Here is a 15,099-nt window from a genome sequence, read left to right as displayed (position 1 = left end):
CCGGGCTGGCACTCGCCGGTCACCGTCTCCATGGCGTACGACGGTGAGCGCACGATGGTCACGCACGAGCCCTCCCACCGCGTCTCAGGCGCTCTTCTCCAGCGACTGCTGGTACTCGCGCGCCATCTGCTCCAGCCCCTTGTTCCGCCAGTCGGACCAGAACGGCTTCCACTCGTCGATCTTCTTCCGGCCGCTGACGATGTCGTTGACCAGATCGCCGGCCTCGGTCGACAGCCGTCCGTAGTGCTCGGTGTACGCGTCGGAGTAGTGGCCGACGACCGGGTTGCGTACGGCCGTCCCGATCAGCTTCTGCTCCACCCCGTACACGTACTGCACGTCCTCGGCACCGTGCGTGCCGGGGAAGGACGACGTCTGCAGGCTGAACGGGGCGCAGGTGGAGGTGCCCAGGCCGCTCCACAGCCCTTCCACCTGCTGCTTGCCGGCGTCGGTGCGCTGCGGGATGCCCTTGTCGTCGTACGTGAAGTCGACGTCCTTGGTGCCGAACTCCAGGAACTCGCGCTCCTTCGAGCCGAACGGCGCCGCGATGTAGTCGAGGATGCCCAGCAGCATCCGCACCCGCTTCTCGTCGCCCTTCTTCAGCGCCGTGTAGCCGATGGTGCCGAGGTGGTAGTGGTGGTTGGCCTGGTGGCCCTGGGCGTTGAAGGGGACGAGCACCTCGGCGGCCAGCTCGGGGTCGTTGGTGCGCAGGTTGGCCCGGGCGCCGGAGGGGTTGGCATGCACGGTGGCGCCGATGGAGCCCTGGGCCATCTTCAGGTACGCGTCGGCCATCTGCGGGTCGCCGGGGTAGAAGACCCCGGCCTTCTTCAGCTGCAGGACGAAGTTCAGGGCCTCGAGGTACTCGTCCGTCTCCTGCCAGAAGGTGAGCGAGCCGTCCTTCTCGCGGCGCCACTTGTTGGGCGCGCCGAAGCACTGGCTCATCACGCTGACGGCGTTGACGTAGATGGGCTCCAGCGCCCACTGCTTGCCGCCGGTGACCTCCTTGCACTTGGCGAGGAACTCGTCGGTGCTGGTCGCCGAGAAACCGCCGGCCGCGGCCCAGACCTCGGGGTTGGCGCCGTAGACCTGGCCGAAGGCGGGGTACGGCACGGGGGCGCCCCAGATCTTGCCGTTGACCACCGCGGTCTTCCAGTGCTCGGGCGTCATGGCGGCGAGGTTCGGGAAGTCCTTGACCGCCTCCCCCGCGACGTACTCGCTGATGTCCGCGCACTTGGCCTCCAGCAGCTGCGCGACATGCTGGATGCCCTGGTTGGGCGGGATCCACATCAGGTCGGGGAGGTCGCCGCCGGCGACGGTCGCGGAGAACTTCTCCGGATAGCCCGGGTCGGTGCCGAGGATGGCGCTGAAGTCGGCGCCGAACGCCTCGTCGACCCGCTTCCAGTGGTCGTTGCCGCCCTTGGGCAGCGGCGGCTGCACCCATATCTCGGTGAGCATGCTCACCTTGGAGCCGTCGCCCGGGGTCTTGGCGACGCTCTGCACCAGCTCCTTCGGGTACGACAGGAAGCCGGCCGACAGGCCCTTGGAGTTGGCCGGCAGATCGGGCTTGACGGCGGTGAAGGGGTGGTACGCGGGCAGCTTGACCTTCGCCGAGGCGGCGGCGCCCTTGGTCTTCGCCGAGGTGCCGCAGCCGGTGAGGCCGAGGCCGGTGGCGCCCGCGACGACGGCGGTGCTGATGCCGAGGAAGCCGCGGCGGGACAGTCCGGACATGAGGGAGAGACCTCCGGTTTGCAGGGGAGCGGAGAGTGGACGGGAGGGTTGTCAGCCCTTGACGGCGCCGGTGAGTACGCCCTTGGTGAAGTACTTCTGCAGGAAGGGGAAGAGCAGCAGGATCGGGACGAGGGCGAGCATGACGACCGCCATCGCGATCGACTGCTGCGGCGGCATGTGCTGCAGGCCCAGCTGGTCGGCGGTGAGCTGCTTGTTCTGCACCACATAGGTGCGCAGGACGACCTGGATCGGCCATTTGCCGGAGTCGTTGAGGTAGAGCATCGCGTTGAAGAACGCGTTCCAGTACGTCACGGCGTAGAAGAGGCCGACGACCGCGGTGACGCCCTTCGACAGCGGCAGCACGATGCGGGTGAGGATGCGCCAGTCGCCGGCGCCGTCGATGCGCGCCGCCTGGTAGAGCTCCTCGGGGATGTTCATGTAGAAGGCGCGCAGCACCACCAGGTTGAACGCGCTGATCATGCCCGGCAGGATCAGCGCCCAGTACGAGTCGAGCAGCCCCAGCTCCTTGACCAGCACGTACATGGGGATCATGCCCGGCGCGAAGAGCAGCGTGAACAGGACCATCATCAGGATCGCCTTGGCGCCGGGCACGCCGCGCTTGGACAGGGCGTACGCGAAGGCGATGGTGGTCGCGAGCGACAGGGTGGTGCCGACGACGGTGACGCCGACGCTCACCAGCACCGCGCGGGTGACCACGCCGCCGGAGAGGATGGTGGTGTACGCCTGGAGCGTCGGGTCCGTCGGGAACAGGACGAACCCGCCGGCCTCGGTGATCTGCTCGCGGGAGGCCAGGGACGTGGACAGCACGGTGAGGAAGGGGAGGATCATCACCGCGCAGACCACGGCCACGACGACGGCCTTGGCGACCTTGCCGACGGCGCCGGGCGGCTCCTCCCAGACGGGCCGCGCGTCCGCCGGGCGGGGCTTCAGCAGGGGCAGGGAGAGGGTCATTTGCTGTACACCCCTTGCTCTCCGAAGGCGTGGGCGATCCGGTTGGCGCCCCAGATGGCGAGCGCGCCGACCACGCCCTTGATCAGGCCGGCGGCCGCGCCGACTCCCCAGTCGCCGTACACGACTCCGTGGTAGAAGACGTAGGTGTCCAGGACCTCGGCGGCCCGGGCGCCGACCGCGTCGCGCTGCAGCAGGAACTGCTCGAAGCCGACGGACAGCACGTCCCCGAGCCGCAGGACGAGCAGCATCACGGTGACCGAGCGGACGCCGGGGAGCGTGATGTGCCACATCCGGCGCCAGCGGCCGGCGCCGTCGACGGCCGCCGACTCGTACAGGCTCTGGTCGACGTTGGCCAGCGCGGCCAGATAGATGATCATGGCCCAGCCGATGTCCTTCCAGACCACCTGGGCGGTGATCAGCAGCGGGAAGGTCGAGGGGTCGGTCATCACGTCCAGGCCCGAGTGGCCGTGGTCGCGCAGGAAGTTGGAGACGAGTCCGGCGCCGCCGAGGACCTGCTGGAAGAGGGCGACGACCAGCACCCACGAGATGAAGTGGGGCAGATAGACGATGCTCTGCACGAACTTCTTCACCCGGCTGGAGACCAGGCTGTTGACGAGCAGCGCCAGGGCGAGCGGGGCGGGGAAGAAGAAGAGCAGCTGCAGGAAGGCGAAGCCGAGCGTGTTGCGCACGGACTCCCAGAACGCCGGATCGGCGAACAGCTCCTGGAAGTTGGCGAACCCGATGAGGGGGCTTTCCTTGAAGCCGATGAAGGGCTGGTAGTCCTGGAACGCGACGACGTTCCCGAGCATCGGTACGTAGAAGAAGATCAGGAGGAAGAGCACGCCGGGTGTCATCAGGGCGAACATCACCCAGTTCTCCCGGATCCGGCGTCCCAGCGACTTGCCGCGCGGTGGCGCGGGTGCGCCGGCACGGCCGTCGGCCCGCGCCGGAGCGGCCGCCGCGGCGCGCGGCTGCTGCTTGGTCGCAGGGTCGGTCACACGTATTCCCACGGGCTGGCATCCCAGTTTCGTTGGCAACTTTCTAAATTCGTGTGCCACATGATGGGAGGGCGCCGGGAGCGGGTCAACGGCCTCACGAGGGTCGACAGTTGGACTTTTCTTGCGAGAACTTGGACTTTTATGCGGCCGATCGAGCAGTTTCGCGCAGCGTTAGGCCGGCTTCACCTCGTCGACCTGGTCCACCTGTTGCAGTGCGAGCCGCGCCGCGCCGATCGCGGCGGACTCCTCGCCGAGCACCGAAAGGCGTACGGCGGGCGGGCACGGGCACAACTCCGCCAGCCGCGCCGCGAACGGCTCGCTGAGCAGCGCCCCGGCCCGGGAGATGCCGCCGCCGAGGACCACCGCCTGCGGATCGAGCACGGCCACGTGCCGCGCCAGGCTCTCGGCGAGCGCCTCGGCGAAGGCCCGCAGCGTGTACGCCGCGCCCCGGTCGCCGGCCGCGGCGGCGGTGACGACCGCGTGCGCGGCGTTCTCCCGGGTGGGCGCACCCTCCGAGCCGTGACCCGCGAACCAGTCGAGAAGCCGCTGGTAGGGGACGGTCCACCCGTCGTCGGCCACCATCTCGCCCGCCGCCCCGTGGTGGCCGCGGTGCAGTCGGCCGTGCAGCCACACCCCGATGCCCAGCCGGTTGCCGATGTACAGGTAGAGGCAGTCGTCGAGGTCGACGCCGACGCCCGCGGTGCACTCGGCGAGCGTGGCGAGCTGGATGTCGTTGCCGACGACGACCGCGCCGGGCGCACTGTCCGCGAGGCGGGCGGGGAAGTCCATCCCGCTCCAGCCCGGCAGCGAGTCGCTGACGGTGACCACCCGGCCGGCGCGGTCCACCATGCCGCTGCTGCCCACCCCGGTGGCCAGCGGCCGGATACCGGCGGCGGCCGGCTCCGCCAGCAGGCCGCGGATCGCGGCGCGCACGGCGTCCAGGCGCTGCCCGGCAGGCAGTTCGGGGGTGACGGTGACGCGGTGGGAGGCGACCGTGCGGCCGAGCAGGTCCGCGGCCAGGGCCAGCACCTTGTGGGCGCCCACGTCGACTCCGAGCACATGCCCCGCCTCGGCGCGGAAGCGGAACCGGCGGGCGGGCCGGCCGACGTTCCCGGCGCCCGGTTCCAGCTCCACCACGCGTCCCTCGCGCAGCAGCTGGGCGGCGACGTCCTGCGCCGTGGGGCGGGACACGCCGATCAGCGCGGCCAGCTCCGGCACCGTGACCTCGGTGCGCTCGCGCAGCACGCGCAGCGCGGCGGCGGCGTTGAGCCGGCGCAGCAGTGAGGCGTCCCCGCTCCGGTCGGACCCCCCGTCCGGTGACCTGGTCGATCGCATGATGCGGCTCCCGTACTCCAAGACTTCCCTCTTGACAGCGCGTTCGGTGATTCCCCAGGGTGACCCGGAGCGATTCAGAAACTTACCTTTCAAACTGTGCCCCAGGGGGACCCCGATGCACGAGGCCGCGGCAGCACACTCCGACCATCCCGAGCTGGAGTGCGGAACCGGCGACTGGGACACCGAGTCCTACGGCAACCACCGGCTGCTGGTTCACGTCGCGGTTCCGGCCCCGGCGATGGTGGCGGAGCTGCCGTGGCGCCGCACGGACCCGCAGCCGGAGCTCGTCGAGGTCGTCGTGCTGGCGCCGTCCGGACGCCGGCTGCGCAACCGGGTGATCGTCCACGCGGACGCCGACCGGGGCGTCGTCGCGTTCGAACCGGCCGAGGGCGCGGGCGACTACGCCGTACACCATCTGCCGTACGCCCACACCGGCCGCGCCTGGTATCCGCAGGCCGTCTACCTGCAGCCGGTGCACACCGCCGACCCGGCGTGGACGCACGCCTGCGGGCTGGACGCGCCCGACGGCTGGGAGCGGCTGCCCCGGGCACAGGCGTTCCGCTACGAGGCGGCGAGCGCGGTGGACTCCTTCGCGCCGCTGGGCTTCGCCGCGACGGCCGCCGAGCGCGCCGCGCTGCGGGCGGCCCACGAGGGCGAGCGGTTCCTGCTGTTCGGCGAGGACCGTGCGCGCCCCCTCGGCCGCGGCCGTCATCTGCCCGCCCGCTGGGCGCGGTCGCGGCCGGGCGCCGTCTTCGAGGGGGCGGCGGACCGGGGTGAGTGGTATCCGTTCCAGATCGGCGTGTACGCGCTGAGCGACGTCACCGGGATCTCCGCGACGGTGCGCGGGCTGCCGTTCCCGGTGCGCTTCCCCAGCCTCGGCGGCACGGACGCGCGGGGCCGCGAGCTGCGGCGCCGGGTCGACGTGGCCGGCGGGCAGAGCGGCGCGCTGTGGTGCGTGGTGGAGGTCGCGGACGACGCCGTGCCCGGCGTGTACGAGGGTGAGGTCGCCGTCCGCGCGGAGGGCGACGGCGCCGAGCGCGTGCTGCCGGTCCGCCTCACCGTCGGCGAGGACCGCGCCGAGGACCACGGCGCCGGTGAACCCCGCCGCCTGTCCCGGCTGATGTGGCTCGACTCGACGCTCGGCCACGACGACGAGGTCGTGCCGCCCTTCCTCCCCGTCACCGTCGAGGAGACCGACGGCGGCCCCCGCCTCGGCATCCTCGGCCGCGCCGTGCACCTGGGCCCCGACGGCCTCCCGCACCGCCTCGTCTCGACCTTCACCCCCGCCGTGACCGGCGCCGACGGCCCGCCGAACGAGCTGCTCGCCGCCCCGCTCCACCTGGACCTCGGCGGCCGGGAGCTGAAGACCGACGAACCCCTCACCGTGGAGCGGCCCGGTCCGGCACGCGTCACCTGGTCCACCCGCGCGGTGGGCGAGGACGTCACGCTGCACACGGCGGGCGAGCTGGAGACCGACGGCTTCCTCGTCGTACGGGCGACCCTGCGGGCCACCGCCGACGTCGAACTCCCCGACGTCGCCCTCACCGTCCCGGTGCGCGAGGAGACCGCGCGGTACGTGATGGGCCTCGGCCTGACCGGCCGCTCCTGCCCCGACACCTACGACTGGACCTGGGACACCGCCACCCGCAACCAGGACGCCCTGTGGCTCGGCTCCCCCGGCGCCGGACTGCAGCTGTCGCTCCGCGACGAGCACTACGCCCGGCCGCTGAACACCAACTACTACCGCGAGAAGCCCCTGGTCACGCCCCGCTCCTGGGCGGGCGACAGCGGCCGCGGCGGGGTGCGGCTGCGCACGGCGGACGGCGTGCGGACCGTGACGGCGTACAGCGGGCCGCTGGCCCTGCGGGCGGGTGAGAGCCGCTGCTTCGAGCTGCGGCTGCTGCTCACGCCGTACAAGCCGATCGAGCCGCGCCGCCAGCTCGCCGAGCGCTACTTCCACGCCTACGCCACCCCGCGCGAGGCCGCCGACTACGGCGCGACCGTCGTCAACCTCCACCACGCCACTCCCCCCAACCCGTACATCAACGACCCCCTCCTCGCCGCCGGCGCCCTCGGCGCCTACACCGACGAGGCACACGCCCTGGGCCTGCGGGTCAAGGTCTACGACACGGTACGTGAACTCACCCGGCACACCCCCGAGCTCCCCGTCCTGGCGTCCTTCGGCGACGAGGTGCTGGCGTCCGGGCCCGGCGGCGGCCACGCCTGGCTGCGCGAGCACCTCGGCGACGACTACGTCCCCGGCTGGGTGGCCGCGAACGTCTCCGACGTCGCCGTCGTCACGAGCGGCGAGTCCCGCTGGCACAACTTCTACGTGGCGGGCGTGGAGCGGCTGCGCTCCGCGGTGGGCGTGGACGGGCTGTACCTCGACGACGTGGCGTACGACCGCACCACGATGAAGCGCGTCCGCAAGGCCCTGGTGCGCGGCGCCGACGGGCCCCCGCTGGTCGATCTGCACTCGTGCAACCAGTACCGCGCCGCGGACGGCTTCGCCTCCAGCGCCAATCTGTACGCGGAGCTGCTGCCGTACACCGACCGGCTGTGGCTGGGCGAGCTGTTCGACTACGAGGGCACCGACCCGGCGTACTGGCTGGTGGAGCTGTCGGGCATCCCGTTCGGCCTGATGGGCGAGATGCTGGAGGGCGGCGGCAACCCGTGGCGCGGCCTGGCGTTCGGGATGACGGCCCGCGCCCCCATGACGGACGTACGGCCCCTGTGGCGCGCGTTCGACGCGCTGGGTCTGCCGGAGGCGGAGCTGACCGGCTGGTGGGCGGGCACCGCGCCGGTGACGACGGGGCACGACGACGTGCTCGCCACGGTCTGGGAGCACCCCGACGGGCGGGTCGCGGCGGCGCTGGCCTCGTGGGCGCCGGAGCCGGTGGACTGCCGGCTCACCTGGCGGGGGCGGGAGGTACGGTCGTGCGCGATGCCGATCGAGGGGTTCCAGGAGGAGCGCGTGTACGAGGCGGGTGCGGCGGTCCGGGTCGAGCCGGGGCGGGGTGTGCTGCTGTCGTGGCCGGACGAAAGCTGAGGGCCCGGGACCTCGGAATCGCGCCCGGGTCCCTCGCGCCGGGGCCGTACAACGCGATCACGGACGTGCCCGGGGTGCGGGTCGGCCACCGCACGGTGAGCCTGCCGCCGGACGTGCACAGCGGCGTGACCGCCGTGGTGCCGGACGGGGTGTCCCCCGGCGCTCCGCTGCCGGCGGGGCTGTTCGCGGGCAACGGGTACGGCAAGCTCGTCGGGGCCACGCAGATCGCGGAGCTGGGCGCGATCGAGACGCCGATCGTGCTCACGTCCACGCTGTCGGCGTTCCGGGCGGCGGACGCCCTGGTCGGCTGGCTGCTGGAGCGGCCCGGGTACGGGGAGGCGGTCAGCCTCAACCCGGTCGTCGGCGAGTGCAACGACGGGTATCTGTCCGACATCCGCTCGCGGCCGGTGCTGGCCGGGCACGTGCGCGAGGCGCTGGAGACGGCGGCGGACGGTCCCGTCGCCGAGGGCTGCGTCGGCGCCGGGACGGGGCTCGGGGCGCTGGGCTTCAAGGCCGGGATCGGGACGGCGTCGCGGCGGGTCCGGGTGGGCGGTCGGGACGTGACGGCCGGGGCGCTCGTCCAGGCCAACTTCGGCGGCACGCTGCGCGTCGGCGGGCGCGAGGTCACGCCCGCGGACGTGGGCGTCGGTCCGGGCGCCGACCCGGACGCCGGTTCCTGCATGATCCTCGTGGCGACGGATGCCCGGCTCGACGCCCGCCAGCTGACGCGGCTGGCCCGCCGGGCGGTGTTCGCGCTGGCCCGGGTGGGCGCGAACTACGGCCACGGCAGCGGCGACTACGCGATCGCCTTCGGCACGCGGCGCGGCGGCGGGGTGGCCGACGCGGACCTGGGACCGCTGTTCACCGCGGTGCTGGACGCGGTGGAGGAGGCCGTGCTGAACTCCCTGCTCGCCGCCGAGACCACGAAGGGCCACCGGGGCCGCGTCCTGCACGCCCTCCCGGCGGAGGGGCTGCGGTCACTGCTCAGGGGCCCGTGACCGGGCCAGCACCTCCGGGTTGGCACAGTGCCGCGGCGGACGGCCCGCCAGATAGCGCCGCACCTCGTCGGTCACCATGGCGACGGCGTTCAGCGCGGTCTGCCGGCTGGCGCCCGCCAGATGCGGGGTGAGCACCAGGTTCGGCGTCGTCAGCAGCCGCGACCCCGCCGGCACCGGCTCATGGGGGAACACGTCGAAGGCCGCCCCGAACAACGCTCCGTCCGCCAGCGCGTCGCACACCGCGTCGTAGTCCAGCAGCGAACCGCGCGCGCAGTTCACCAGCACCCCGCCGGCCGGCATCGACGCGATCAGCTCCCGCGAGAGCAGCCCCGCGTTCCCGGCGGTGGCCCGGGCGTGCACGGTGACGAACGTGGCGCGGCGCATCAGCTCGTCCAGGGGCACGAGTTCGTACGGAGCGACGTCCCCGGCACAGGCGAAGGGATCGGCGACCAGCACCCGCGCCCCGAATCCGCTGACGATACGCGCGACCCGCGAGCCGATGGCCCCGTAGCCGACGATGCCGACCGTGCCGCCCGCCAGCTCCGGGCCCACCTCCTCGTACCGGTAGTAGTCGCCGCGCCAGCTGCCGCCGCGCAGGTCAGCGTGCACAGCCGGGATCCGGCGGGCCGCCGCCAGCATCAGCGCGACGGTGTGCTCGGCGGTGGCGTCGGCGTTGCGGCCGGGGGCGAAGGTCACGGCGACGCCGTGCCGGGTGGCGGCCTCCAGGTTGGCGTTGACCGGGCCGCCGCGGCTGACGCAGAACAGCCGCAGCGCCGGGCTGGCCTTCAGGATCCGCCCGGTCAGCGGCGCCATCTGCGTCACGCAGATCTCCACGCCGTCCAGCGCCTCGATGAGCTGGTCCTCCGTGCCGGACGCCTCGTCGACCTCGGCCACCGGTCCGAACGGCTCCACCGGCCACGGCAGGGTGAGTTCGCGCACGGTGGCGTCGGGGGCGACGGGGTGGAGGTGTTCGCGGACGAGGGAGTTGAGCACGAAGTGGTCGCCTGCGGTGAGGATGGTGGTCACGTGAGCGCTCCAGCGGTCGCGGGACGGTTCAGCGCCAGCAGGGAGGGCACGCCGTCGCGGAGGATCAGTTCGTTCAGCGCGCAGTTGCCGAGCAGGGGGAAGACGAGCCGGTACGAGCGCAGCGGCAGCCCGAGCATGCGGCACAGGGTGAGCCGGATCGCCGTGGAGTGCGCCACGACCAGGACCCGCCCGTCGGGGTGGGCGGCCCGCAGGTCGCCGAGGAAGGCCAGATAGCGGTCGGTCGCGGCGCGCGGGTTCTCCCCCTGCGGGAAGTGGTGGCCCACGGGGTCGGCGTGGAAGGCGTCGAGCTGCTCGGGGAACGACCGGCGCATCTCGTCGCGGGTGAGTCCCTCCGCGATGCCGAAGTCGAGCTCCCGCAGCCGGGGGTCGACGTCCACCGGCAGTCCGGTGCGCAGGGAGCTGTCGCGCGCGGTCTCCTTCGAACGGGTCTGCGGGGACGCCCAGATGGCGCTGAGCCCGGCCTGCCCGGCCCAGTCGGCGAGCTCGCGCGCCTGGTCGTAGCCGCGCTCGGTGAGGCCGATGTCGGTGGCGCCGGCGTAGCGGTTCTCGGCGTGCCAGACGCTCTCCCCGTGCCGTACGAAGAAGACGTGCAGGCTCATCCCCCGGTCCTTTCCCGCGCGTGGGCGGCGACGGGTCCGGGCAGCCAGCCCCGTGCGGTGAGCTGGTCGACGAGGCGGAGGTAGCCCTCCAGATGTGCGGCTGTCACGGAGCTCCGGGGGTCGAGGGTGCGGTCGGCGCGTACCAGCGCGGCGGCGGCGTGGTCGAGGGTGTCGTGGGTGGTCGCGGCGAGGACGGCCATGCCGAGCGCGGGCTGCGCGTGGCGGGGGATCGTCACCGGGCGGCCGAGGACGTCGGCGCGCAGCTGGTTCCACAGGGGATTGCGGGTGGCGCCGCCGGTCAGGACGACGGCGCCGGCCGTGGGGGCTCCGAGGTGGTCCACGTAGTCGAAGCAGAGGCGTTCGGCGTACGCGGCGCCCTGGAGCAGGGCCGCGAAGTCCTCGGCCCGGCCCGCCGCGCGGCGGCTCGCGAAGGCGCGGGCTGCGGGGGCGACGAAGGGGAAGCGCTCGCCCGGGGAGACCAGGGGGTAGCGCAGCAGGGTGGTGGGCAGCAGGGGTGCGGCCTCGGCGGTCAGCTCCGCGAGGTCCGCGTCGGCGAACTCCCGGGCGACCAGGCCGGCTCCGACGCTGGAGGCGCCGCCGGGCAGCCAGTGGCCGGCGGGTGAGCGGTGCGAGTACACGACGCCGTTCGGGTCGTGGACGAGGTCCTTGCTCACGCCCTTGAGCACCAGGGTGGTGCCGAGGACGGAGTTCCAGCTGCCGACGGCGGTGGCGCCGGAGGCCAGTTGGGCGGCGCAGCCGTCGGTCATCCCCGCCACGACGGCGGTCCCCTCCGCAAGGCCCGTCTCCTCTGCTGCCCGGGCGCAGACCGTGCCGATGACGGTGCCGGGGAGCACCAGCCCGGGCAGCATTGCGTACGGGATGTCCAGCGCCGCCAGTACGTCCCGCGGCCAGGCGACCGACGCGGCGTCGGCACCCGTCTTCAGGGCGTTGCTGGTGTCGGCGGGTACGTCGTGGCCGGTGAACGCCCGGTTCACCACGTCGTTCTGGTGGGCGAGCCGCCAGCCGTCGGCGGCGGCGCGCGGGTGCGCGTCGAGCAGCCAGCGCAGCTTGGGCAGCGCCCAGGAGCGCTGCATACGGCGGTAGCCGGCCCTGATCCACTGCTCCTCGCCCACGTCGTTGACCCGGTCCGCCTGTGCGCCCGCGCGTCCGTCGTCGTACATCAGCGCCGGGGTGGCGGGGCGGCCGTGGCGGTCGGTCAGGGCGATGGTGCCGGAGGTGGCGTCGACGGCCAGCGCGGCGACGCGGGTCAGGTCGGCGCCGGTGGCGCGGATCGCGGTGCGCACGGCCGGCCACCAGGAGGCGGGGTCCTGTTCGTGCCGGTCGCCGTCCCGGCTGCCGGTGAGCGGGCAGGAGCCCGTGCCCAGCAGCCGGCCGTCGGCGGCCGCGACGACCGCCCGGACGCCCTGGGTGCCCAGGTCGATGCCGAGCCAGGCGTCCTTGCCGTGCTCCGTCATACGCCGGCACCGCCGCGGCGGGCCCGATCCCGGTCGGCCGCCCAGACCGGCCCGAGGTCCGCCCGCAGCCGCAGGTACGCCTCGTACTTCTCGGTGTACGACTCGGCGGCCTTCGGGTCCGGTTCGTGCTCCGCCGCGAGGCGGACGTACGTGGCGGCAGCGGTACGGAAGTCCGGTTCGCGGCCGGTGGCGACCATCGCCGTCAGCCAGGCGCCGCGCGCGCCCACCTCGGCGTCGGCGGGGGCCGTGACGGGCACGCCGGTCATGTCGGCGATGAGCCGCCGCCACACCTCGCTGCGGGCGCCGCCGCCGCACAGCGCGAGGCGCTCGGGGGCGGACGGGGAGGCGGCGAGGCAGTCGCGGATCGCCAGGGTCACGCCTTCGAGCAGCGCGCGGGCGACGTCCTCCCGGGTGGCCTCCAGCGACAGGCCGGTCAGCGATCCGCGGGCGGCGGGGTCGAAGAACGGGGCGCGTTCACCGGCGGGTGAGAGGTACGGCAGGAAGCGCACCCCGGCGGCGTCGGGGCGGCCCCGCGCGGCCAGCGCCGTCAGCTCCGCCGCGTCGTCCAGGCCGAGCATCCGCGTACCCCAGTCCAGGGCGTCGGTGCCGCTCATGGTGGGGAACGCGCGCAGATAGCGGCCGGGTACGCCGAGGGGCACGGTGATGCCGACGGCCTCGTCGGTGCGCACGGTGTCGGTCACGATCTCCGTGCACAGGGTGGTGCCGAGGATCGTGCACGCCGCGCCCGCGGTGACGGCGCCCGCGCCGATGGCGGTGGCGCAGATGTCGTACGGGGCGAGCACCACGGGGATGCCGGTGGGCAGCCCCGTCTCGGCGGCGGCAGCGGCCCCCAGCGGCGTCACCCGGTGGTCGTCGTCGCGCAGTTCGGGCAGCAGGCGGCCGGCCCACTCGAGCCCGTACAGCTCCATCAGCCGGTCCGACCAGTCGTACGCGCGGATGTCGAGGAAGGGCGCCGCGGCCTCCGAGAGGTCGACGGCGGACGCGCCGGTGAGCTTCAGATGGATCCAGCCGCCGCAGGTGAGGACCTGGTGCGAGCGCTCCAGCCGCCCGGGGTCGTGGGCGCGCAGCCAGGCCAGGACCGCGTGGGGCATGCCGGTGGACATCCGCGAGCCGCAGACGCGGAAGGACTCCTGGACCGTGCCGTCGCGCTCCCACGCGGCGACGAGGTCGGCGGCGCGGCCGTCGTTCCACAGCACGGCCGGTCCGGTGGGGCGGTGCCGCTCGTCGACCAGCCAGGCGCCGTCGCCCTGCGCGGTGACGGTGATCAGGTCCGGGGGCTCGGGCAGGGCGCCGGCGACCTCGCGGACGGCCTCGGCCACGGACGTCCACACCTCGGCCATGTCCTGTTCGGACCAGCCGGGGTGCGGGCGCAGCACGTGCGCGGGGCGGCGGCCGACGGCGAGTTCGGCGCCGTCGTCGCCGTAGCCGACGGCCTTGACGACGGTGGTGCCGGCGTCGATGGCTATCACGGTCATGCCGCTCACCCCCGCCCGTGGGCCTGGCGCGAACGGCGGGCCGCGGAGTCGAGGGCGACGGCGAGGATGAGCACCGCGCCGGTGATCATGAAGCGGTAGGAGGAGTCGAGGCTGAGCAGCGTGAGACCGCTCGAGATCGACTGGATGACCACGACGCCCAGCAGCGCGGCGAAGGCCGTGCCGCGTCCGCCGAAGAGGCTCGTCCCGCCGATGACGGCGGCGGCGATGGCGTTGAGGTTGACGTCGGCGGTGCCGGTGGACTGGTTGGCGGCGGCGAGCCGGGCGGCGAACAGGACACCGCCGAGCGCGGCGAGGGCCGAGCAGACGACGAACGCCGAGGTGTAGACGCGGGGTACGTTGAGGCCCGCGCGGCGGGCGGCCTCGGCGTTGCCGCCGACGGCGTGGAGGGAGCGGCCGAACCTGGTGTGCGCGAGCGTGTAGTGCATGAGCAGCACCAGGGTCACGAACAGCACCAGCATCCACGACAGTCCGCGGGTGCGGTTGAGGTAGTAGACCGCGAAACCGCCGGCCAGCAGCAGGAGGTGCGCCTGCGTCAGCAGCCACCCCGTCGACGGCGCGGCCAGCCCCGCCTCGCGGCGCCTGCGGGTACGCACCCAGCCGGCGGCCAGGAACCCTCCGGCGCCGGCCATGGCCATGGTGTACGCCAGCCACTCCGGCACGAACCACACCTGGGCGAACTTCACCAGGGACGAGTCGTACGGCAGGTTGATCGCGTTCTGGCCGCGCAGCACCCACAACTGCAGGCCCAGGCAGGCCAGCAGACCGCCCATGGTGGCCACGAAGCTGGGCACCCCGAAGCGGTTGACGGCCTGCCCGTACACCCAGCCGATGACGCAGCCCGCGCCGACGGCGGCGAGCAGCGCCAGCCACACCGGCAGCTCCTCGCGGACCATCACCACGCCGGTGATCGCCGCGGACAGCCCGCTCACCGAGCCGATGGACAGGTCGATCTGGCCGACGAGCAGGACGCAGACGATGCCCAGCGCGATGACGCCGATCGGCACCATGTCGAACGACAGGTTCACCAGATTGGTGCTGGACAGGAAGGTCTGGTTGAGCGCCTGGAAGATCGTCCAGATCACCACGATGCCGGCGACCACGGGCAGCATGCCCAGATCGCCGTCGCGGATCCGGCGGACGGCGGCGCGGACGCTGTCGCCGAAGTCCTGGGGGGTGGCCAGGCGTTCGTCCTGGATGCCGGCGCCGGGCGCGGCGGCGGGGGTGTCGAGGGAAGTCACGTCAGGTCCTTCTCCGTCCGCGGGGTGGTGGCACGGTCCGGCGTGGTGGCGCGGCGGGCCGCGCCCAGCGCCAGCCAGGCCACGCGTCTTGCCGGCTCCACCGCCAGCGCGCGCATGGTGCAGCGCAGTCCCAGGGCACTGCCGAG

The 15,099-nt window shown here is 73.3% G+C and carries 11 protein-coding genes; 2 read left to right on the top strand and 9 right to left on the bottom strand.

The window, feature by feature from the left end; all coding sequences use genetic code 11:
* Positions 1–84: 84 nt before the first annotated feature.
* The 4 genes from AB0M28_RS36705 to AB0M28_RS36690 all read right to left on the bottom strand — a co-directional run bounded on the left by AB0M28_RS36705 (position 85) and on the right by AB0M28_RS36690 (position 5,030).
* On the bottom strand, positions 85–1,725 hold the full coding sequence (locus AB0M28_RS36705) for a hypothetical protein (protein ID WP_365414525.1): 1,641 nt from the start codon (positions 1,723–1,725) through the stop codon (positions 85–87).
* Positions 1,726–1,776: 51 nt separating this feature from the next.
* Positions 1,777–2,697, bottom strand: coding sequence for a carbohydrate ABC transporter permease (locus AB0M28_RS36700; RefSeq protein WP_365414524.1), 921 nt, complete (start codon positions 2,695–2,697; stop codon positions 1,777–1,779).
* Positions 2,694–3,695: an ABC transporter permease subunit gene (locus AB0M28_RS36695; RefSeq protein ID WP_365414522.1), complete on the bottom strand. Its 1,002-nt coding sequence runs from the start codon at positions 3,693–3,695 to the stop codon at positions 2,694–2,696. The genes AB0M28_RS36700 and AB0M28_RS36695 overlap by 4 nt, the downstream gene beginning before the upstream one ends.
* 171 nt (positions 3,696–3,866) lie before the next feature.
* Complete coding sequence (locus AB0M28_RS36690; RefSeq protein WP_365414520.1) at positions 3,867–5,030, bottom strand: ROK family protein; 1,164 nt, start codon at positions 5,028–5,030, stop codon at positions 3,867–3,869.
* Between the two features lie 115 nt (positions 5,031–5,145).
* Here AB0M28_RS36690 and AB0M28_RS36685 point away from each other — a divergent pair, with 115 nt between their 5' ends.
* Both AB0M28_RS36685 and AB0M28_RS36680 read left to right on the top strand, forming a co-directional pair.
* Positions 5,146–8,079, top strand: a complete 2,934-nt coding sequence (locus tag AB0M28_RS36685) for a glycoside hydrolase domain-containing protein (RefSeq protein ID WP_365414518.1) — start codon at positions 5,146–5,148, stop codon at positions 8,077–8,079.
* Positions 8,061–9,077: a P1 family peptidase gene (locus AB0M28_RS36680; RefSeq protein WP_365414516.1), complete on the top strand. Its 1,017-nt coding sequence runs from the start codon at positions 8,061–8,063 to the stop codon at positions 9,075–9,077. Before AB0M28_RS36685 ends, AB0M28_RS36680 begins: the two co-directional genes overlap by 19 nt.
* On the opposite strand, the gene AB0M28_RS36675 is transcribed toward AB0M28_RS36680, so the two are convergent.
* From AB0M28_RS36675 to AB0M28_RS36655, 5 genes are read right to left on the bottom strand one after another with little or no spacing between them, the layout of a single operon-like run.
* Positions 9,057–10,103, bottom strand: a complete 1,047-nt coding sequence (locus AB0M28_RS36675) for a 2-hydroxyacid dehydrogenase (protein WP_365414514.1) — start codon at positions 10,101–10,103, stop codon at positions 9,057–9,059. The genes AB0M28_RS36680 and AB0M28_RS36675 overlap by 21 nt on opposite strands.
* On the bottom strand, positions 10,100–10,723 hold the full coding sequence (locus AB0M28_RS36670) for a histidine phosphatase family protein (protein WP_365414513.1): 624 nt from the start codon (positions 10,721–10,723) through the stop codon (positions 10,100–10,102). The genes AB0M28_RS36675 and AB0M28_RS36670 overlap by 4 nt, the downstream gene beginning before the upstream one ends.
* Complete coding sequence (locus tag AB0M28_RS36665) at positions 10,720–12,198, bottom strand: FGGY family carbohydrate kinase (RefSeq protein ID WP_365414511.1); 1,479 nt, start codon at positions 12,196–12,198, stop codon at positions 10,720–10,722. The genes AB0M28_RS36670 and AB0M28_RS36665 overlap by 4 nt, the downstream gene beginning before the upstream one ends.
* Complete coding sequence (locus tag AB0M28_RS36660) at positions 12,195–13,694, bottom strand: FGGY-family carbohydrate kinase (protein WP_365414509.1); 1,500 nt, start codon at positions 13,692–13,694, stop codon at positions 12,195–12,197. Before AB0M28_RS36660 ends, AB0M28_RS36665 begins: the two co-directional genes overlap by 4 nt.
* A 5-nt stretch (positions 13,695–13,699) precedes the next feature.
* Positions 13,700–14,953, bottom strand: coding sequence for a sugar ABC transporter permease (locus AB0M28_RS36655; protein WP_365414507.1), 1,254 nt, complete (start codon positions 14,951–14,953; stop codon positions 13,700–13,702).
* Positions 14,954–15,099: the final 146 nt, after the last annotated feature.

This window comes from Streptomyces sp. NPDC051940 (genome assembly GCF_040680895.1).
Classification (GTDB): domain Bacteria; phylum Actinomycetota; class Actinomycetes; order Streptomycetales; family Streptomycetaceae; genus Streptomyces.
Note: the sequence above shows the minus strand (reverse complement) of the source record. Positions and strands in the feature narration are given on the sequence as shown.